The sequence below is a fragment of the Streptomyces sp. NPDC056738 genome (genome assembly GCF_042790435.1).
In the GTDB taxonomy this organism is placed as follows: domain Bacteria; phylum Actinomycetota; class Actinomycetes; order Streptomycetales; family Streptomycetaceae; genus Streptomyces.
This window is the reverse complement of sequence record NZ_JBHTZF010000012.1, coordinates 1-17,846: the sequence shown is the minus strand read 5'-3', so window position 1 is coordinate 17,846 and position 17,846 is coordinate 1. Positions and strand designations below refer to the sequence as shown.

The 17,846-nt window shown below is 73.5% G+C and carries 16 protein-coding genes; 8 read left to right on the top strand and 8 right to left on the bottom strand.

From position 1 onward, the window contains the following. Positions 1-49 precede the first annotated feature (49 nt). Positions 50-1,705, bottom strand: a complete 1,656-nt coding sequence (locus ACFRIC_RS28530; RefSeq protein WP_382791332.1) for a fatty acid--CoA ligase family protein — start codon at positions 1,703-1,705, stop codon at positions 50-52. A 98-nt stretch (positions 1,706-1,803) separates the two neighbouring features. Between ACFRIC_RS28530 and ACFRIC_RS28525 the strand changes: the two genes are divergently transcribed. The 3 genes from ACFRIC_RS28525 (at position 1,804) to ACFRIC_RS28515 (ending at position 4,334) form a co-directional block, all read left to right on the top strand. After that, positions 1,804-2,952, top strand: coding sequence for a lipid-transfer protein (locus ACFRIC_RS28525; RefSeq protein ID WP_382791330.1), 1,149 nt, complete (start codon positions 1,804-1,806; stop codon positions 2,950-2,952). Positions 2,953-3,123: 171 nt separating this feature from the next. Next, positions 3,124-3,549 (top strand): Zn-ribbon domain-containing OB-fold protein, encoded by a 426-nt coding sequence (locus ACFRIC_RS28520; RefSeq protein WP_382792060.1) that lies wholly within the window; start codon positions 3,124-3,126, stop codon positions 3,547-3,549. Then, positions 3,546-4,334, top strand: coding sequence for an enoyl-CoA hydratase/isomerase family protein (locus ACFRIC_RS28515; RefSeq protein ID WP_382791327.1), 789 nt, complete (start codon positions 3,546-3,548; stop codon positions 4,332-4,334). The genes ACFRIC_RS28520 and ACFRIC_RS28515 overlap by 4 nt, the downstream gene beginning before the upstream one ends. A 280-nt stretch (positions 4,335-4,614) precedes the next feature. Here the strand turns inward: ACFRIC_RS28515 and ACFRIC_RS28510 are convergent, their stop codons facing one another. Further along, entirely contained in the window at positions 4,615-6,942 is a 2,328-nt protein-coding gene (locus ACFRIC_RS28510; protein WP_382791325.1) for a PQQ-binding-like beta-propeller repeat protein, read from the bottom strand. Between the two features lie 392 nt (positions 6,943-7,334). After that, entirely contained in the window at positions 7,335-8,069 is a 735-nt protein-coding gene (locus tag ACFRIC_RS28505) for a VOC family protein (protein ID WP_382791322.1), read from the bottom strand. A 545-nt stretch (positions 8,070-8,614) separates the two neighbouring features. On the opposite strand from ACFRIC_RS28505, the gene ACFRIC_RS28500 reads away from it, so the two are divergent. Continuing rightward, on the top strand, positions 8,615-9,262 hold the full coding sequence (locus ACFRIC_RS28500; protein ID WP_355759605.1) for a TetR family transcriptional regulator: 648 nt from the start codon (positions 8,615-8,617) through the stop codon (positions 9,260-9,262). 356 nt (positions 9,263-9,618) lie between these two features. On the opposite strand, the gene ACFRIC_RS28495 is transcribed toward ACFRIC_RS28500, so the two are convergent. Together ACFRIC_RS28495 and ACFRIC_RS28490 are read right to left on the bottom strand one after the other, a co-directional pair. After that, the gene (locus ACFRIC_RS28495) at positions 9,619-10,131 is read right to left on the bottom strand and encodes a nitroreductase family deazaflavin-dependent oxidoreductase (RefSeq protein ID WP_382791318.1); all 513 of its coding nucleotides are present in this window, start codon (positions 10,129-10,131) and stop codon (positions 9,619-9,621) included. A 98-nt stretch (positions 10,132-10,229) separates the two neighbouring features. Then, positions 10,230-11,417, bottom strand: coding sequence for an acyl-CoA dehydrogenase family protein (locus ACFRIC_RS28490; RefSeq protein WP_382791313.1), 1,188 nt, complete (start codon positions 11,415-11,417; stop codon positions 10,230-10,232). A 139-nt stretch (positions 11,418-11,556) separates the two neighbouring features. Between ACFRIC_RS28490 and ACFRIC_RS28485 the strand changes: the two genes are divergently transcribed. Together ACFRIC_RS28485 and ACFRIC_RS28480 are read left to right on the top strand one after the other, a co-directional pair. Beyond that, the gene (locus ACFRIC_RS28485) at positions 11,557-12,750 is read left to right on the top strand and encodes an acetyl-CoA acetyltransferase (protein WP_382791310.1); all 1,194 of its coding nucleotides are present in this window, start codon (positions 11,557-11,559) and stop codon (positions 12,748-12,750) included. A 103-nt stretch (positions 12,751-12,853) separates the two neighbouring features. After that, positions 12,854-13,510 carry a pyridoxal 5'-phosphate synthase gene (locus tag ACFRIC_RS28480; RefSeq protein WP_382791307.1) on the top strand — a complete coding sequence of 219 codons (657 nt, stop codon included), beginning with the start codon at positions 12,854-12,856 and terminating at the stop codon, positions 13,508-13,510. Positions 13,511-13,534: 24 nt separating this feature from the next. On the opposite strand, the gene ACFRIC_RS28475 is transcribed toward ACFRIC_RS28480, so the two are convergent. Continuing rightward, a complete protein-coding gene (locus ACFRIC_RS28475; protein ID WP_382791305.1) occupies positions 13,535-14,425 on the bottom strand; it encodes a GNAT family N-acetyltransferase in 891 nt (296 codons plus the stop codon). Positions 14,426-14,513: 88 nt separating this feature from the next. On the opposite strand from ACFRIC_RS28475, the gene ACFRIC_RS28470 reads away from it, so the two are divergent. Continuing rightward, a complete protein-coding gene (locus ACFRIC_RS28470; RefSeq protein ID WP_382791303.1) occupies positions 14,514-15,140 on the top strand; it encodes a GNAT family N-acetyltransferase in 627 nt (208 codons plus the stop codon). Here ACFRIC_RS28470 and ACFRIC_RS28465 read toward each other — a convergent pair. Together ACFRIC_RS28465 and ACFRIC_RS28460 are read right to left on the bottom strand one after the other, a co-directional pair. Then, on the bottom strand, positions 15,123-15,500 hold the full coding sequence (locus ACFRIC_RS28465) for a Zn-ribbon domain-containing OB-fold protein (protein ID WP_382791300.1): 378 nt from the start codon (positions 15,498-15,500) through the stop codon (positions 15,123-15,125). The two genes, ACFRIC_RS28470 and ACFRIC_RS28465, sit on opposite strands and share 18 nt — an antisense overlap. 41 nt (positions 15,501-15,541) lie before the next feature. Beyond that, positions 15,542-15,994 (bottom strand): DoxX family protein, encoded by a 453-nt coding sequence (locus ACFRIC_RS28460; RefSeq protein ID WP_382791296.1) that lies wholly within the window; start codon positions 15,992-15,994, stop codon positions 15,542-15,544. Positions 15,995-16,344: 350 nt separating this feature from the next. Between ACFRIC_RS28460 and ACFRIC_RS28455 the strand changes: the two genes are divergently transcribed. Further along, a complete protein-coding gene (locus ACFRIC_RS28455; protein WP_382791293.1) occupies positions 16,345-17,544 on the top strand; it encodes a flavin-containing monooxygenase in 1,200 nt (399 codons plus the stop codon). Positions 17,545-17,846: the final 302 nt, after the last annotated feature.

Below are 17,846 nucleotides of genomic sequence, written 5' to 3'. Positions count from 1 at the left end.
CCGCTCGCCCGCCCGGGCATAGCCGTCGCTGGCCTTCGGCAGGACGACTTCAGGACACCTCGGCCCGCAACTCCCCCTTCACCACCTTCCCGCTCGCGTTGCGCGGGAGTTCGGGGACGAAGGCGACCGTGCGCGGGACCTTGTAGTTGGCCATCTCGCGGCGGGACCAGGTGATCAGGTCCTCGGCGGTGAGGGTGGAGCGGGGGCGGCGGACGACGTAGGCCCTGCCGACCTCGCCGAGGCGGCTGTCCGGGACGCCGACGACCGCCACGTCGGCGACGTCGGGATGCAGGCCGAGGAGCTGCTCGATCTCCGCGGGGTAGGCGTTGAAGCCGCCCACGATGAACATGTCCTTGATCCGGTCGGTGATGCGGAGGTTGCCCTCGGGATCGAGGACGCCCACGTCGCCGGTGCGCAGCCAGCCGTCCGGCGTCAGGACCTCCGCCGTGGCGGCCGCGTCCTCGAAGTAGCCGCTCATGACGTTGAAGCCGCGGACCAGGACCTCGCCGGGCGCTCCGGGCGGAACCGGGGCGCCCGAGGCGTCCACGACCCGTACCTCGGTGTCCGGGATCGCCCGGCCCGAGGTCGAGGCGATCACCTCCGGCCGGTCCCCCCTGCGGCACATGGTGACGATGCCGCTCGCCTCGGAGAGGCCGTACGCCGTCAGGACGGTGTCCACGCCGAGTTCCGTGCGCAGGCGCTCGACCAGCCGCAGCGGGACCACGGCGGCGCCGGTCACCACCAGCCGCAGCGCGGAGAGGTCGTGGGTGTCGCGGGCGGGGTGGTCGAGGAGGGACTGGTGGAGGGTGGGCGGGCCGGGGAGGACGGATATGCGTTCCGCGGCCACGTTCGCGAGCACGGTGTCCACGTCGAACACCGGCTGCGGCACCATCGTCGCCCCGCGCATCAGGCAGGCGATGATCCCCGCCTTGTAGCCGAAGGTGTGGAAGAAGGGGTTCACGATCAGGTAGCGGTCGCCCTCGCGCAGACCGGCGAGGTCGCTCCAGATCTCGTAGCCGCGCAGGGTCTGCGCGTGGGTGATCAGGGCGCCCTTGGGCCGGCCGGTGGTGCCCGAGGTGAAGACGATGTCCGAGGGGGAGCCGCCCGACACGGCGTCCCCGCGACGGCGCACCTCGTCCCGGCCGACGCCCTCCCCGTCGGCCAGGAAGTCCTTGAACGTGCGGAAGTCGGCGGGGGCGTCGTCCGCGAGGACCACCACCCGCTCCAGGTGCGGAAGGCCGGGGAGCGGGCCGGCGCCGGGTCCGGGGACCGCCTCCCCCGCCCCTTCCCCGGGCTCCCCCGCCCCTTCCCCGGGCTCCCCCGCCGCCCGGCGCAGCGAGGCCACGTACGACGTGCCGAGGAAGGTGCCCGTCACGAAGAGCAGCCTGGCCCGGCTCCTGGCCAGGACGTACGCCGCCTCGGCGCCCTTGAAGCGGGTGTTGAGCGGGACCAGGACCCCTCCCGCGGACACCGCGCCGAGAGCGGCGACGATCCAGTCGAGGGTGTTCGGGGCCCAGATGGCGACACGGTCGCCGACGCGGACGCCGCTCGCCATGCAGGCGGCCGCGGCGCGTTCCACCCGCGCGCCCAACTCCGCGTAGGAGACACGTGTCCGGCCCTCGACGACGGCCTCGCGGTCCGCGAAACGGGCCGCCGCCGACCGCACGAGTCCGGGGACGCCGCCCCACTCCAGGTCACCGCGCATCGTGTACCTTCCGCCGGAGCACCACTAGCTGACTGACCGTCAGATTAGCTGTAGCCTGACGGACTGTCAGCAGCCGGGACCGTGTGCGGAGGTCACCCATGCCAGGGCTCAAGGACGCCACAGCCGTCGTCGGAATCGGACAGACCGCCTTCGCGAAGCGACTCCCCGAGTCCGAGAAGACACTCGCCTGCCGGGCGATCCTCGCCGCTCTCGACGACGCCGGCATCGCGCCCGCGGAGGTCGACGCCCTCGCCTCGTACACCATGGAGGAGACCGACGAGGTGGAGGTCGCCAAGGCCGTCGGGCTCGGCGACCTCACCTTCTTCAGCAAGGTCGGCTACGGGGGCGGCGGTTCCTGCGCCACCGTCGCGCACCTGGCCGCCGCCATCACCGCAGGCCAGGCGACCGTGGGCGTGGCCTGGCGCTCGCGCAAGCGGGGCAGCGGTCCGCGCCCCTGGAAGAACACGGCCGTCCAGCTCCCCACCCCGGCCCAGTGGACCCGGCCCTTCGGACTGCTGCGGCCCGCCGACGAGATCGGGATGCTCGCGCGCCGGTACATGCACGAGTACGGGGCCACCCGCGACCACCTGTTCAACGTGGCCCTGGCCTGCCGCAACCGCGCCAACCAGAACCCGGCCGCGATGATGTACGAACGCCCGCTGACCCGCGAGATGTACATGACCGCCCGCTGGATCAGCGAGCCGCTGTGCCTCTTCGACAACTGTCTGGAGACGGACGGCGCGCTCGCCTGCGTGATCGTGTCCGCCGAGCGGGCCCGCGACTGCCGGCAGCGGCCCGTCTACGTCCACTCCGCCGCGCAGGGCCTGCCCGCCCAGCACCACGGGATGGTCAACTACTGGAACGACGACCCGCTCACCGGGCCCGCCTGGACCGCCGCCCGGCATCTGTGGAAGCACGCCGACCTCACCCCCGAGGACGTGGACGTGGCGCAGATCTACGACGCGTTCACGCCCCTGATACCCCTCTCGCTGGAGGGATACGGCTTCTGCGGGCGCGGGGAGGGCGCCGCCTTCACGGAGGGCGGGGCGCTGGAGATCGGCGGACGGCTGCCGGTCAACACCGGGGGCGGCGGGCTGAGCGAGGCCTATGTGCACGGCTTCAACCTCATCAACGAGGGCGTGAAGCAGTTGCGGGGCACGAGCACGGCACAGGTGCCGGGAGCGGCGACCTGTCTGGTCACGGCGGGGGAAGGGGTCCCGACCTCCGCCCTCCTGCTGAGGAGCTGAGGAGCCGGGATGACCGACATGACGGAGACGACCGGGGCGGGCGTGAGCACCCGGGCCGGCACGACGACCACGGCCGGCGAAGACCTGACCACCGGAGCCGGCGAGAGGGCCGGGACGGACGGGAGCGTCGGGACGGACGCGAGGGCCGGGACCGAGGAACCCCTGCCGTCCTTGCTGTCCCCCGTCCCGGACGACGACGGGGCCCCGTTCTGGGAGTACGCCGCCCGGGGCGAACTCCGCGTCCAGGCCTGCGCCGACTGCGGTGAGCTCCGCTTCCCGCCGCGCCCCTGCTGCCCGCACTGCCACTCCTTCGCCGACGAGTGGCGCAGGATGAGCGGACGGGGCCGGATCTGGTCGTACGTGATCCCGCATCCGCCGCTCCTGCCCGCCTACGCGGCGCTGGCCCCGTACAACGCGATCGTGGTGGAGCTGGACGAGGCGCCGCGGATACGGCTGGCGGGGAACCTGGTGAGCGGGCCGGACGCGCCCATCGACTCCGTTCCGGCACCGCGGATCCGGATCGGGGCCCGGGTGCAGGCGGTGTTCACCGAGGTGAACGGCGTGACCGTGCCGCGCTGGGTCCTGGAGCGGGCGTGACCGGGGCGGGGGGCGGCGGGCTCGTGGTGAGCGTCGACAAGGACGCCGGGGTCGCCGTCCTCACGCTCGACCGGCAGGAGAGGCTCAACGCCATCGACCTCCCGACGGCCGCCGAACTCGTCGCCGCCTGGCGCGAGTTCCGGTTCGACGACACCGTACGGGCGCTCGTGGTGACCGGCGCGGGACGGCGGGCCTTCTGCACCGGGATCGACCGCGGCGCCGAGGTGCCGCAGCCCGGCTCCCCGTACATGGTGGACGATCCGCTCGCCGCGATCGGGCCGAAGGCCAACGGACTGTGGAAGCCGGTGATCGCCGCCGTGAACGGGATGGCCTGCGGCGGCGCCTTCTACCTGCTGGGCGAGGCGGAGTTCGTCGTGGCCGACGAGGAGGCCACCTTCTTCGACCCGCACACGACGTACGGCATGGTCAGCGCCTACGAGTCGGTCTACCTCGCGCAGCGCATGCCGTTCGGGGAGGTGGCGCGGATGGCGCTGATGGGGACCGCCGAGCGGGTCTCCGCGCGGCGGGCGTACGAGGTGGGGCTGGTGTCCGAACTCACCGCGCCGGGCGAGGCGTTGGCGGCGGCCGTCGCGTGCGCGGCGGTCATCGCGTCCTACCCGTCCGAAGCCGTCCAGGGCACCGTGCGCGCGCTGTGGTCGGCGCAGGAGGCGACCCGGGCGGCGGCCCTGGCGCACGCTCCGCAGCTCATCTCTCTCGGGAACCTGCCCGCCGAGCGGCAGGCGGAGCTGTTCTCGGCCCGCAGGCCGGGGTTCCGGCTGCGCTGAGGGCCCGTGGGACGGCGGCCGTCCGGACACCGCTCCGGCCGGACCGGAGGAACCCTCGAACCGGACCGGAGGGCGGCCGGCCGGTGCTCGCTCCCTGTGGCGGGCCGGTCACGCGGGGCGTAGCCTCGCAGCCGGAGCGGCTTCCGCAGGCCGTCCGCGTGTACGACGGCCGCCGTCCGGAGACCCTTCCGTGCCCGGTACGGCGGCCGTCACACAAGCCCGGACCGGCCCCACGGCCCCACGCCGCGGCGGGCGGTGGCCGCCGCGACGCCCGGACACCTCACGTGGTGCGAGCGGTGCCGGTGCCCTTCTCCGCGTCCAGCGCGTACACGCAGCGGTCCTTGCTGCACGCGTACACGACACCGTCCTTGACCACGGGTGCCCCGGTGATCTCGCCGCCGGTGGCCAGCTTCCAGCGCAGGCGCCCGTCGTCGGCCTTCAGCGTGTACAGCAGATGGTCGGTGGAGCCGAAGTGGATACGGCCCTCGGCCACCACCGGAGCGCCCACCAGGTCGCCCCCGGCCTGGAATCTCCACTTCGGGGTGCCGGTGACGGCGTCCAGCGTGTACAGGCCCTTGCCGCTGCCCACGTGGACGTGTCCGGCGGCCACCAGGACCGGCTCGGTGGAGGCGCGGGACTCGGTGGCGATGCGCCAGCGGTCGCGGCCGTCGGTCGCGTCGAGGGCGTACACCGTGCCGAGGTAGTCGGCGAGGTAGACGCCGCCGCCCGTCACCGCCGGACCCGGGGCGAAGGCGGGCGGGGAGAGGAAGACGGCCGGAGCCTCGAAGTGCCAGCGGACATGACCGTTGGCCACGTCGATGGCGAGGACGCGGGTGCCCGCGGAGATGTAGACGTAGCCGTCGGGCGCGTGGGTCATGCGGACCGGTACGCCGCCGCAGGAGGCCGCGTCACCGATCGGGTACGACCACCGCTCCTCGCCCGTACGGGCCTCCAGGGCGCGCAGCCGGGCGTCCTTCCAGACGTACACCGTGCCGTCGTGGATCGACGGACCGGCCTCCGGGGACTCGAAGTCCGTCTGGGCGCCGCTGATCTCCCAGAGCTTCTGTCCGTTCGCGGCCTCCCACGCCTGGACCCCGCCGCCGCGGGTGCCGGTGAGGACCGTTCCGCGGTCGGCCTGGAGGGAGTAGACCCAGGCGTCCGTGGACAGCCGCCACAGGTCCGCGCCCTCCCTGGCTTCGAGCGCGTACAGCGTGGGCCCGTCGGAGGCGTGGATGCGACCGTCGGCCACCGCCATCGACCAGGCCACGTCACGCGTCTTGAACCGGCGCCGGCCGGTCGCCACGTCGAGGGCGTGGACCTCGAAGGAGGTGACGTAGACGAGGTCGTCGGCGACCGAGGGGGTGCCCCACACGTCGTTCGACATGCGGAAGCGCCAGGGGCGCCAGCCCGCGGGCGCGTCCGGCGCCGGGGGCGCGACCGTGGGCACGGGCGCCGGTTCGGCGCCGTTCACGCCGATGCGCGGCCGGGACCAGGACGCCGCGAGCCCGGCCTCCGGCGGCGGCGCCTTCACGGCCGCCGCGCGGGCGTCGAGGACCCGCGGGCCGGGACCGATGGGCACCTTGCCGCCCGCGAGGCGCACGGGACCGGTGTCGGGCGCCCCCACGGGCACCGGGGCGTGCGAAGGGGGCGGAGGCACGGGACGCCCACCGCCGCTGCGTCCGCTCCCCCCGGCCGGCTGCTTGACCGGCGGACGGCCGCCGCGGCGCGTCTCGATCAGGCCCACCGCGCGCTCGGGCAGCCAGGCCGAGGCCGTGCCGCTGTCGTCGGAGCCGGAGCCGAAGAGGTGGGGTGCGAGCTGGGCCTGGAGGTCTGCGGGGTTGGGGCGGGCCGTGGCGTCCATCTGCATGCAGGACTCGATCAGCGGACGCAGCTCGTCGGGCAGGCCTTCGAGGTCCGGACCCTCACGGAGCAGCATGAAGACCGTCTCGACCGGGTTGGCGCCGTGGAAGGGAGCGTGTCCGGTGGCGGCGAAGACGAGCATCGAGCCGAGCGAGAAGACGTCGCTCGCGCCGGTGACGCTGCGCGAGTCCTTGGCCTGCTCGGGCGACATGTACGCGGGGGTGCCGACGGCGACGTTGGTCATGGTCAGACGGGTGTTCGAGACGCCGGACGCGATGCCGAAGTCGATCACGCGCGGCCCGTCCTCGACCACGAGGACGTTCGACGGCTTCAGGTCGCGGTGGACGAGTCCGGCGCCGTGGATCGACTGCAGCGCCTCCGCGACACCCGCCGCCAGCCAGCGCACGGCCTGGGCCGGGAGCGGCCCGCACTCGTTCACTATCTCTTCGAGCGAGGGCGCGGGCACGTAGGCGGTGGCCAGCCACGGCACGGCGGCGCGGGCGTCGGCGTCGACGACGGCCGCCGTGTAGAAGCCCGACACGGCGCGGGCCGCCTCGACCTCGCGCGAGAAGCGGACCCGGAACAACTGGTCCTCGGCGAGCTCGGTCCTGACCGTCTTGATCGCCACGCGCCGGCCCGAGGCCGAGCGCGCGAGATAGACCAGCCCCATGCCGCCGGCACCCAGCCGCCCCAGCACCTCGAACGGCCCGATCCGGCGCGGATCGTGCTGCGTCAGCTGATCCACCACTTGCCTGCCACCTCCCCGTACGGGTCACGTCATCCACGTATGAACGCGGCCCAGTGCAGCGTCTCACCACCGCACCGCCATGGCGGCACGCACCCCGATTCTTCCTGGCCGAGCCGCCGGTTGCGAACCCGGGGCCGGATCGGGGTGTCTTGTGACAAAACAACCGCCCCGGCAGGAGTACGGCCGCCAGGGCTTCATGGTTCAGGGCCGAAATGCGCCCCTCACCCCAGAAGTACCCCGCTCCGGACCCCGGAAGTGCCGTCCCTCACGTCGAAAAGGCGTGCCCCTCCCCGCAGAAGCGTTTCGGCCTTTGCGGACGAAGTACCCCCGACTTCCTTCAACGTTGAAGCACCTTCACCGCCGACACGGCGTCACGGCTGGTCGAGGCGCCGTCAGCGTTCGAGCACCGCGAACGACGCACCCTGATTGTCGCTGACGACGGCCACCCGCCCGTACGACGTGTCGAAGGGTGTCACCTGGACACGGCCGCCGAGCCTGTTCACCGTCCCGAGTGTCTCCTCGCAGTCCTCGACCCCGAAGTGGACGAGGAAATGGGGCGGCATCTCGGCCGGGAAGACGCCCGTCACCGGAACGCGGCCGAAATCGGGGGTCGCGTCGGGCCCGAACAGCGCGTCGTGGAACAGAGCGCCGTAGAAGCGGTCGACGGTCGCGGTGTCGCGCGCGTACAGCTCGGCCCAGCAGAACGTGTCCCGCTCGTGCCGCTTGGCGAAACCGGCGTGGGTGCCGGGCTGCCAGATGCCGAACACGGCGCCCTCGGGGTCGGTGGCCAGGGCGGAGGTGCCCAGTTCGCCGGCCAGGCCCACCGCCGTGGGCACGGCGATGATCCCTCCCTCCGCCGCCACGATCCGCCGGGCGAGCGCCTCCGCGTCCGGCGTCGCGAAGTACACCGTCCACACGGTGGGCATCCGCCCGTCGAGCTTGGGCGTGAGCGCGGCGACCGGCTCACCGTCCAGCTCCGCCCAGCCCTCCGGACCCGACTCCTCGGGGAACGTCCAGCCGAACAGCTCGCCGTAGAAGCGCTTGCCCGCCTCCACGTCCGGGAGCTGGGCGTCGACCCAGCAGGGCACACCCTCGGAGAACCCTGCGACAGCGGCTGATTCGGCCATGCGGCCAAGCTAACGGCCCTTCCGCCATCCCGCAGGGCGTGCGCACCTGCTCCGGTGACGCCCCGTCCCTGCTCAGGGGCCCCGCGAGGGGATCCGGGGGCGGCCCTGCGGCGTCCCCGGGCACCTGCCCTGCGCCGGTTCGCGGGGGCGATCCCGGCGGCACTCCCCGGGAATTCCCCGAGGTGTTCCCGAAGCGCTCCCGCCAGGCACCGCCGACGCGTGTTCTTGGCGGGCGCTGCCCCCGCGTGCTCCCGGCGGGTGCTCTCCCGGCGGGTGTTCCCGACACGTGCCCCGGGGTGCTCACGGCGGCGTTCTCGCCGGGGCTCGCGGCGGCGTTCTCGCCGACCCTCCCCGCGGCGTTCTCGCCGGTGCCCTCCGCGCCTTCCCGAGCGGCTTCGGCGAAGGGGTCCGGAAACCGGCGAAAGCCCTGCCGCACCCCTGGTCGAAGCCGCTCAGAACCGCCTCCGGACCCCCGCGATGTACGGCCGCACCCCATTTGCAGTCGGCCGAATCGCGCTCCGATCACCCCTCGGTAAGCTGACGGCATGACAGGACAAGTGCGTACCGTCGACGGCCGCGTGGCCGGACGACGTGGGCAGGCGACCCGGCAGAAGCTGCTCGACTGCCTCAGCGAGATGCTCAGCTCATCGCCCTACCGGGATGTCAAAGTCATTGACGTCGCCCGGAAGGCAGGCACTTCACCGGCGACCTTCTACCAGTACTTCCCGGACGTCGAAGGCGCCGTCCTGGAGATCGCCGAGCAAATGGCCGCCGAGGGCGCCGCGTTGACCCAGCTGCTCGAAGGGCGTTCCTGGGTCGGCAAGGCCGGCTGGCAGACCGCGCAGGAACTCGTCGACGGCTTCCTGGAGTTCTGGCGGAAGAACGACGCGATCCTGCGGGTCGTCGATCTCGGCGCCGCCGAAGGCGACAAGCGGTTCTACAAGATCCGCATGAAGATCCTGAACTCCGTCAACAACTCCCTCACGGACTCGGTCACCGAGCTCCAGGCCAAGGGCAAGGTCGACAAGGACGTGAACCCGGCCGCGATGGCCGGTTCCCTCGTCGCCATGCTCGCCGCGGTCGCCTCGCACCAGAAGGGCTTCCAGACCTGGGGCGTCAAGCAGGCCGAACTCAAGCCGAACCTCGCGCTGTTGGTGTATCTGGGTGTGACCGGGAAGAAGCCGACGAAGTAGATTCCCGCGTCCGAACGCCCCAGCTCCTGTCATGCGGGCGGCAGTTCGTCCCGGAGTGATTCCGGCGGACTGCCGCCCGCTGCGCTGTACGGACCCGGAGGACCCATCGACCCCGGGCCCCCGGCCTCACAGCCCCCGCCCCCTCGCAGCCCCCGCCCCCTCGCAGCCCCGCACCCTCACCGGACCGCCCTCTCGGCGCCACCGCCTTCGGCCCGACCACCCTCGGCCCAACGGCCCCCGGCGGAGCGCCCTCGGCCCGACCGCCCCCAGCCCGACCGCCCTCGGCCCGATTGCCCCGGGCCCGAACGCCCCGAGCCCGATCGCCACCATCCCGACCGGCTTCAGCCCGCCCGGCCTCAGCCCACCCCGCCCTCCCCCTCCGCCGCTGCGGCCGGCACGGCACGGCGCACGATCCTGAAGAGCCGTATCTCCCGGTCCACCCGGGCCTGATAGGTGGCGTACGGCGGCCAGAACGCCAGCACCGTCCTCCAGACCGCTTCCCGCTCCGCGCCCGTGAGGAGCCGGGCGGTCACGGGAATGTCCTCGCCCTTCCAGTTGACGACGGCGTCGGGCCGGGCCAGCAGGTTCGCCGTCCAGGCGGGATGGTCCGTGCGGCCGAAGTTGGACCCGACGAGGATCCACCCGGACCCGCCCGCCTCCGGCATGCAGGCCAGCGGGGTACGGCGCTCCAGACCGCTCTTGGCGCCGCGCGCGGTCAGGACGACCCCGGGCAGCATCTGGGCGCTGAGCAGCACCTTCCCCCGGGTGAGCCGGTGCACGGCACGGTCGAGGGCCGGGATGAGGTGCGGGGCCGCCTTGGCGAACATCCGGGTGGAGGACACCCTCTGCACCAGCCGCACACCGGGCATCCGCCGCGCCCCGGTCCCCGTACCCGGCCTCCGGCCCACTCCGTCTCCCACGTCGTCTCCCGTCCCACTGCCCGTACGCGAACGACCGCCCGCCGCCATCACACCGTCACCTCTCCGCCGTCGAAGAGCCGCGCCGCGTCGGCCGCGTGCGCGCGCAGCCGGTGGACGGGGCCGAAGAGCAGTTCGTCGCCCGACGCGCGCTTGAAGTAGAGATGCACGTCGTGCTCCCAGGTGAAGCCGATGCCGCCGTGGAGCTGGACCGCCTCGGAGGCGGCGGTGCGCAGCGCCTCCAGCGCCTGGGCCAGCGCGAGTCCGCCCACGCGCTCCCCGCCGGTCCCGGCGGACCACGCCGCGTAGTAGGCCGCCGAACGGGCCGACTGCACGCCCACGTACACGTCCGCGAGCCGGTGCTTGACCGCCTGGAAGGAACCGATCGCCCGCCCGAACTGCTCACGTCTGCCGACGTGTTCGACGGTGCGCTCCAGTACGCGGTCGGCGGCGCCCACCGCCTCCACCGCGAGGACGGCGGCCGCGGTGTCCCCGACGGCGGCCAGCGCGCCGGGCACGTCGGCGTGATCGTCGCCCAGCAATTCGGCCTGTACGTCACGCAGTTCGATCCTGGCCTGCGGCCGGGTGGCGTCCAGGGAGGTCTGCCGCGTGCGTACGAGCCCCTCGGCGTCGTCGCTCACGAGGAACAGCAGCGTCCGTGACCGCGCGAACCCGCCGGTGTGCGCGGCGACGAGCAGCAGTCCGGCGCTGTGCCCGTCGAGCACCTGCGCCGCCTGCCCGTAGAGCCGCCACGCTCCGTCCGCCCGGCGCGCCTGGACGCCCCCGGCGCGGCCGCCGCCGGCCCAGTCGCCGTGGTTGTCGCCGGTCAGGGCGAGGGCGGTGGCCAGGCCCGTGCCGGGGACGGCGAGGGCGGCGGTCAGCGCGCCCGAGGCCAGCGGCGGCAGCAGGGCGGCGCGCTGCGCCCCGGTGCCGAGGGCCAGGATCAGCGGGGCACAGAGGACGGCGGTGGCCAGCAGGGGCGAGGGGGCGAGGGCGCGGCCCGACTCCTCGCAGGCCAGGGCGAGTTCGGTGGCCGAGCAGCCGGCACCGCCGTAGGCCTCGGGGAGGGCGAGCCCGGGCAGTCCGAGTTCGCCCGCGAGGGTCTCCCAGAGGGCCGGGTCGTGGCCGGAGGGGGCCTGCTCGGCGGCCCGCAGCTCCCGCGGTCCGCACCGCTTCGCCAGCACCTCCCGCAGCGTACGGCGGATCTCCTCCTGCTCCGCGGTGAGACGGGCGTCCATGGGCGGGCTCCTCCCTCGTCGGGGGGCTTGATCGGGACAAGTCGATCTGACGGGCCGTCATGTTAGGGCGGGGGACCCCAGAAGCACAGGGGCGCGACGGCCTCCCGGTGCGGCACTTATCTGATGTACCGTCAGATTCATGACGCATGCCACTCCGGGCCACGGCCGTCGGAAGGTCGCGGTCGTCGGCGTATCCCTGTCCGAATGCGGCCGGGTGGACGACGCGACCCCGTACGCGCTGCACGCGCAGGCCGCGCGCCGGGCACTGGCCGACTCCGGCCTGGACCGCTCGGTGATCGACGGCCTCGCGTCGGCGGGGCTCGGCACCCTCGCGCCCGCCGAGGTGGCCGAGTATCTGGGGCTGCGGCCCACCTGGGTCGACTCGACCTCGGTCGGCGGGTCCACCTGGGAGGTCATGGCGGCCCACGCGGCCGACGCCATAGCCATGGGCCACGCGAACGCCGTCCTGCTCGTCTACGGCTCCACCGCCCGGGCGGACATCAAGGCGGGCCGCCGCACCGGCAACCTGTCCTTCGGCGCCCGCGGCCCCCTCCAGTTCGAGGTCCCGCACGGCCACACCCTCGTCGCCAAGTACGCGATGGCCGCGCGCCGCCACATGCACACGTACGGCACCACGCTCGAACAGCTCGCCTCGGTGGCCGTCCAGGCCCGCGCGAACGCGGCCCGCAACCCCGAGGCGATGTTCCGCGACCCGGTCACCGTCGACGACGTCCTGTCGGGGCCGATGATCGCGGACCCCTTCACCAAGCTGCACTGCTGCATCCGCTCCGACGGCGGCGCGGCGGTGCTGCTGGCGGCCGAGGAGTACGTACGCGACTGCCGTACGGCCCCGGTGTGGGTGCTCGGAACCGGCGAACACGTCTCCCACACCACCATGTCCGAGTGGGCGGACTTCACCGTCTCCCCGGCGGCGGTGAGCGGCCGGCTCGCCTTCGAGCGCGCCGGAGTCCGCCCGGCCGAGATCGACTTCGCCGAGATCTACGACGCCTTCACCTACATGACGCTCGTGACCCTGGAGGACCTCGGCTTCTGCGCCAAGGGCGAGGGCGGCGCCTTCGTGGACGCGGCGAAGGGACGGCTGCTGGTGGACGGGGACCTGCCGGTGAACACGGACGGGGGCGGTCTTTCGGCCCAGCATCCGGGCATGCGCGGCCTGTTCCTGCTCGTGGAGGCCGTACGGCAGTTGCGCGGCGGCCTTCCCGAGGAACGCCAGGTGCGCCGCCCGGACGGTTCCCTGCCCGAGCTGGCGGTGGCGTCCGGGACGGGAGGCTGGTTCTGCTCGTCGGGGACGGTGGTGCTGGGGCGGGGGTGAGGGGGCCGGGCCGCGCGGGCCCGGGTTCCGGGACCCGGGTGGCGGCGTGAGCCCTCGCCGCTCCCCGCGCCGCGCTCGGAGGTACTCGGAGATACTCGGACCCATGGAACCGGATCTTCATGAGCTGCTGAGGTCGCTGCGGGTGTGGGACACGGAGCTGCCCGGCTTCGCGGCCGAGGACGCACCGGCGGACCCGCTGACCCTGTTCACCCGGTGGTTCGCGGAAGCCGTGGCGGCCGGACAGGCCGAACCGCACACGATGACGCTCGCGACGGCCGACGAGGACGGTTCGCCCGACGTCCGGACGGTGATGCTGCACGGCGCGGACGCCGACGGCTGGGCGTTCGCCTCGCACGTCACGAGCCGCAAGGGACGCCAGCTCGCCGCGCGACCGTACGCGGCCCTCGGCTTCTACTGGCCCGCGCAGGGCCGCCAGATCCGGCTCCGCGGCCCGGTCACGGCCGCCTCGCCCGAGGAGAGCCAGGCGGACCTGCACGCCCGCTCCACCGGGGCACTGGCCGCGGCACTGGTGGGCCGGCAGAGCGAAGTCCTGCCCTCGCGGGCCGAGTTGGACCGGGCCTCCGACGCGGCCTGGGAGCGGGCCGAGGACGCCCCGCACTCCCCCGCCCCCACCTGGACGCTCTACCGCCTCCGCCCGGACGAGGTCGAGTTCTTCCAGGGCGACGCCCGCCGGCGCCACGCCCGGCTCGTCTACCGCCGTACGGAGACGGGCTGGACCACCGAGCTGCTGTGGCCGTGAGCCACCGGCCCCCGCGGCCCGGCCCTACACGTCACCTCCCTCGCGCCCCTCGTACGTGAAGTCGTACGTCGCGAAGTCGGAGACGGGGCGGTAGCCGATGCGCTGGTACAGGCCGTTGCTGGTCGGGTTGGCGAGGTCGGTGAAGAGCAGCACCTCCCCGACCCCGGAGGCGACCGCGGCCCGGCTCACCTCGGCGGTGACGGCACCGGCGTACCCCCGGCCGCGCAGGTGCGCCGGCGTGTAGACGGGGGCGACCCGGAGCTGTCCGGCGACGGGCGGGGTCGCGCCCGCCATGGCGACGGGGGTGCCCTCGGCGTCCTCCCAGAGGGTGATGCCGCCGTAGGAGATCCGGTCGTCGGCCCAGGAGCCGCTCTCGCGGTGGGCGCCCTCGCCGATGGCCTCGGCGAACTCCGTGTACCAACGCGCGAGCAGGTCCCGGTCGCCCGCGTCCGCGACCCTGGGGCGGCCGGGCGGGGCGGGCTCGGGCACCGCCAGCTCGTCCAGCCGGTAGAGCCGCTCGCTCCGGAGCGGCACCGTCCTCGCCCCGGTCCGCCGCCCCCACGCCGCGGCGAAGGCCTCGACCGTGTCCGTGTCGGCGGAGACCCCGGGCACCTCGATCCCCGCGTCCGCCAGCAGCGCGGCGAGGGTCTCGGCACCCCGCTCGTCCAGCGAGGTGAGGTTCAGCCGGTACGGCGGGGTGCGGAAGAAGGCGGCCCGGACCGCCCCGTCGCGCTCCAGCGCTCCGAAGACCGGCGCGTCCTTCCCGTACTGGCTCATCCCCCGTCTGCGCAGCGCTTCCGTCACGGTCAGCGCGACGGTGTGCCGCGCCGGCCGCGACCGGAGGAAGTCTCCGGCCCGGGTGAGAAACGCGTCGAGGTCGTGGGTGAGCTGCCAGTCGTACGTCACGGAGGTCATGTCCGATGATCCCCTGCGGCCCCGGAGACGTGCCCGCGAATTTCCTCCAGGGAGTGACCCGTGGGCCGGGAGGGGTTTGAATGGCTGGATGACCGAAGCCCATGTGCAGTTCTCCGTCGAGCCCGCCCCCGAGCTTTCGGGCCTGGGACTGCGACTGCGCCCCTGGGACCCGGAGTCCGACGCCGACGTGTCGGCGTATCTGCGCGGGCTGAGCGATCCCGAGCTGCAGCGGTGGAACACCCCGCTCAGGTTCGTGCGGGACATCGGCACCGCCCGCGAGTCGCTGCGGACCCGCGTCGCGGCGGCGGTCGGCGGCACCGGGGTCTCCTTCTGCGTCACCGAGGCGGAGACCGGCGAGACGCTGGGCCACATCGGCGTCAACGAGATCGACCACGTCATGAGCTGCGCCCGTATCGGCTACTGGGTCCTGCCGGAGGCCCGCGGCGGCCGGGTCGCCACCCGTGCCCTCACCCTCGCGGCCCGCTACGGCTTCACCGACCTCGCCCTGCACCGCCTCGAACTGGGGCACGCCGTGGGTCACGAGGTGTCCTGCCGGGTCGCCGAGCGCTGCGGATTCCGGCACGAGGGGACTCTGCGCGGCGCGATGTTCGAGGCCGGCCGCCACGACGCGTTCCGCGACGTGCACCTCCATGGACGCCTCGCGACGGACCCCGAGCCGGCACCCGCCCCCGATCCGTCACCCTCCGGCGGGTGAGGCGGGCCGGAACACGGGGATCCCCGCCCGGAAGGCCACCTCCAGTTCCATCCCGATCCGCAGGGCCGCCTCCGGGCACCCGATCACCTCGGTCATCATCCGGGGGCCCTCCGCCAGGTCGACGACGGCGGCCGCGTACGGCACGCGCCCGCCGAACGGCGGCAGGTCGTTGCGGTGGACGACGGACCAGGTGTAGAGCGTGGCGCGGCCGCTCGCCGGGCGCCAGCTCACGTCCTCGGACCAGCAGTGCGGGCAGAACTCCCTGGGGTAGTGGTGAACGCGGTCGCAGGCCGCGCAGTGCCGGATCAGCAGCCGCCCCTCCGCCGCCGCGTCCCAGTACGGCCGGGTGAACGCGTCCACCTCGGGAACGTCGGCCCCGGCCCCCCGGCCCGCCGGCCCGCTCACCGGAAGAGCCCCAGGGTGTCGTCCAGGGACCACGTCTGCCAGGACATCGCGAACAGGCCGACGGCCGAGACGAGCGCCATCATCGCGTTCTGCCCCTGCTCGGCCCAGTCGTGGATCATGAGGGTGAAGTAGAGGACGTTGAGGAGCAGTCCCCCGACCAGCGCGACGGGGGTCAGCAGCCCGACCACCAGACCGAGCCCGAGAGCCAGTTCCGCGTACACGACGACGTACGCCATCGTCCGGGGACGCGGTGCGACGATCGTGTCGAAGCCCGAGCGCACGGCGTTCCAGCGGTGCTTGGCCGCGACGTCCGCCGCCCAGGCGATGCCGGTCCCCCGCTCGAACCACCCCTTCTTGTCCTTGTGCCGCCAGCTCTCGAACCACCAGAGGCCGAGCCCGATACGGAGCACGGCCAGCCACTGCGCCCCGTCGAGCCAGATCGTGTCCATGGCCGAACCTCCCGCGAAGGCACCACATCTGACGGAACGTCAGTTTCAATGCCCCGGGACGCCCACGCAAGGGCCCCGCACTCCTCACCGACGAAGCGGGCGACCACCGCGCGGCCACCTTTCCGGTTCCACCCCTCCCGAGGGGCGCACGGGCCCGGTCCCGCGCTCCGGCGAAAGACGTACGCCGGGCCGCCCACCTGCGACAACAGCGCACTTTTCGCACACCCCCACCCCATCGAGGTGACCTACGCCACCGGGCCCACCCACCCCTCCCACAGTCGTGACCACTTCGCAACCGATTCCGGTCTTGACCGAGACCTATCAAGCTGAGGCGTGATTACGCTCGCGCTATGGCCGACTCGACTGCTTCCACGACCTCCCGCACGGTGCCCTCCCACGAGGACCGCCCCGTGTACGTGATCGGAGGCGGCCCCGGCGGACTCGCGGCGGCGTACGCGCTGCGCGCCCGGGGCGTACGAGCGGTCGTGCTCGAGAAGTCGGACCAGGTCGGCGCGTCCTGGCGGCGCCACTACGACCGGCTGCACCTGCACACCACCCGTCGGCTGTCCGCGCTGCCGGGGCTGTCGATGCCGCGCTCGTTCGGCCGGTGGGTGTCACGTGACAACGTGGTGCGCTACCTGGAGAAGTACGCCGAGCACCACGGCCTGGAGATCGTCACGGGCGTCGAGGTGTCCCGTATCGAGCCCGCCCCCGGCGGCGACGGCTGGCTGCTGCACGCCACCGGCGGACGCGAGCTGACGGGCAGCGCGGTGGTCGTCGCGACCGGCTACAACCACACCCCGCGCGTCCCCGACTGGCCGGGCCGCGACACCTACACCGGCGAGCTCCTGCACGCCGGCCAGTACCGCAACCCCGCCCCCTACGCGGGCCGCGACGTCCTCGTCGTCGGCATCGGCAACACCGGTGCCGAGATCGCCGTGGACCTGGTGGAGGGCGGCGCCCGGCGCGTACGGCTGTCCGTCCGCACCGCGCCGCACATCGTGCGCCGCTCGACGGCGGGCTGGGCCGCGCAGTTCACGGGCATCGCCGTACGACGGCTGCCGGTGCGGCTCGTGGACGCGCTGGCCGGGCCGATGGCGAAGCTGAGCGTGCCCGACCTCGGGGCGCACGGGCTGCCCCGGCCGGACACCGGGCTCTACTCCCGTGTCAACGAGGGCTCCATCCCCGTCCAGGACGTCGGGCTCATCGACGCCGTCCGCAAGGGGAAGGTCGAGATCGTGGCCGCGGTGGAGGGGTTCGAGGACGACAAGGCCGTCCTCGCCGACGGGAGCCGGGTGGATCCCGACGTCGTGATCGCCGCGACCGGGTACGCGCGGGCCCTGGAGGGCATGGTCGGGCACCTCGACGTGCTCGACGGGCGGGGGCGTCCGGTCGTCCACGGCGGTCACACCCCGCGGAACGCGCCCGGCCTGTACTTCACCGGGTTCACCAACCCCATCAGCGGCATGTTCCGCGAACTCGCCCTGGACGCCGAGAAGATCGCCAAGTCGGTGTCCCGCCACACGACGAAGCCCGAGCCCACCGCCTGAGGCCCCACGTTCTCTCGCCCCCTCCGCCCCTACCCGTCCCACCCCGGCGCTCCGCCCCAGACCCCGCTCCTCAAACGCCGGAGGGGCTGAAAATTTCGCCGGCCGGAGCTGAAAGCTTCGGCCGACCGAGCGGGGAAGCTTCGGCGGGCCGGGGTTGGAACCGACTGGATCACGCACCCGCAGTCGGCCGCGCGCCGTCGGGGCCGTGCCGGTACATCAATGGCCGTCGCCACCGACGGTCACTCCTCACCCGACGGCGACGGGCTGATGCACCGGCACGGCCCCGGCCCCCCCACCCCACC

Bases quoted from the DNA above. Each gene is read 5' to 3' on its own strand.
- ACFRIC_RS28530 (WP_382791332.1), bottom strand. From the start codon at position 1,705: ATGCGCGGTGACCTGGAGTGGGGCGGCGTCCCCGGACTCGTGCGGTCG.
- ACFRIC_RS28525 (WP_382791330.1), top strand. From the start codon at position 1,804: ATGCCAGGGCTCAAGGACGCCACAGCCGTCGTCGGAATCGGACAGACC.
- ACFRIC_RS28480 (WP_382791307.1), top strand. From the start codon at position 12,854: ATGGAACCGGATCTTCATGAGCTGCTGAGGTCGCTGCGGGTGTGGGAC.
- ACFRIC_RS28505 (WP_382791322.1), bottom strand. From the start codon at position 8,069: ATGGCCGAATCAGCCGCTGTCGCAGGGTTCTCCGAGGGTGTGCCCTGC.
- ACFRIC_RS28485 (WP_382791310.1), top strand. From the start codon at position 11,557: ATGACGCATGCCACTCCGGGCCACGGCCGTCGGAAGGTCGCGGTCGTC.
- ACFRIC_RS28495 (WP_382791318.1), bottom strand. From the start codon at position 10,131: ATGCCCGGTGTGCGGCTGGTGCAGAGGGTGTCCTCCACCCGGATGTTC.
- ACFRIC_RS28475 (WP_382791305.1), bottom strand. From the start codon at position 14,425: ATGACCTCCGTGACGTACGACTGGCAGCTCACCCACGACCTCGACGCG.
- ACFRIC_RS28490 (WP_382791313.1), bottom strand. From the start codon at position 11,417: ATGGACGCCCGTCTCACCGCGGAGCAGGAGGAGATCCGCCGTACGCTG.
- ACFRIC_RS28470 (WP_382791303.1), top strand. From the start codon at position 14,514: ATGACCGAAGCCCATGTGCAGTTCTCCGTCGAGCCCGCCCCCGAGCTT.
- ACFRIC_RS28455 (WP_382791293.1), top strand. From the start codon at position 16,345: ATGGCCGACTCGACTGCTTCCACGACCTCCCGCACGGTGCCCTCCCAC.
- ACFRIC_RS28460 (WP_382791296.1), bottom strand. From the start codon at position 15,994: ATGGACACGATCTGGCTCGACGGGGCGCAGTGGCTGGCCGTGCTCCGT.
- ACFRIC_RS28500 (WP_355759605.1), top strand. From the start codon at position 8,615: ATGACAGGACAAGTGCGTACCGTCGACGGCCGCGTGGCCGGACGACGT.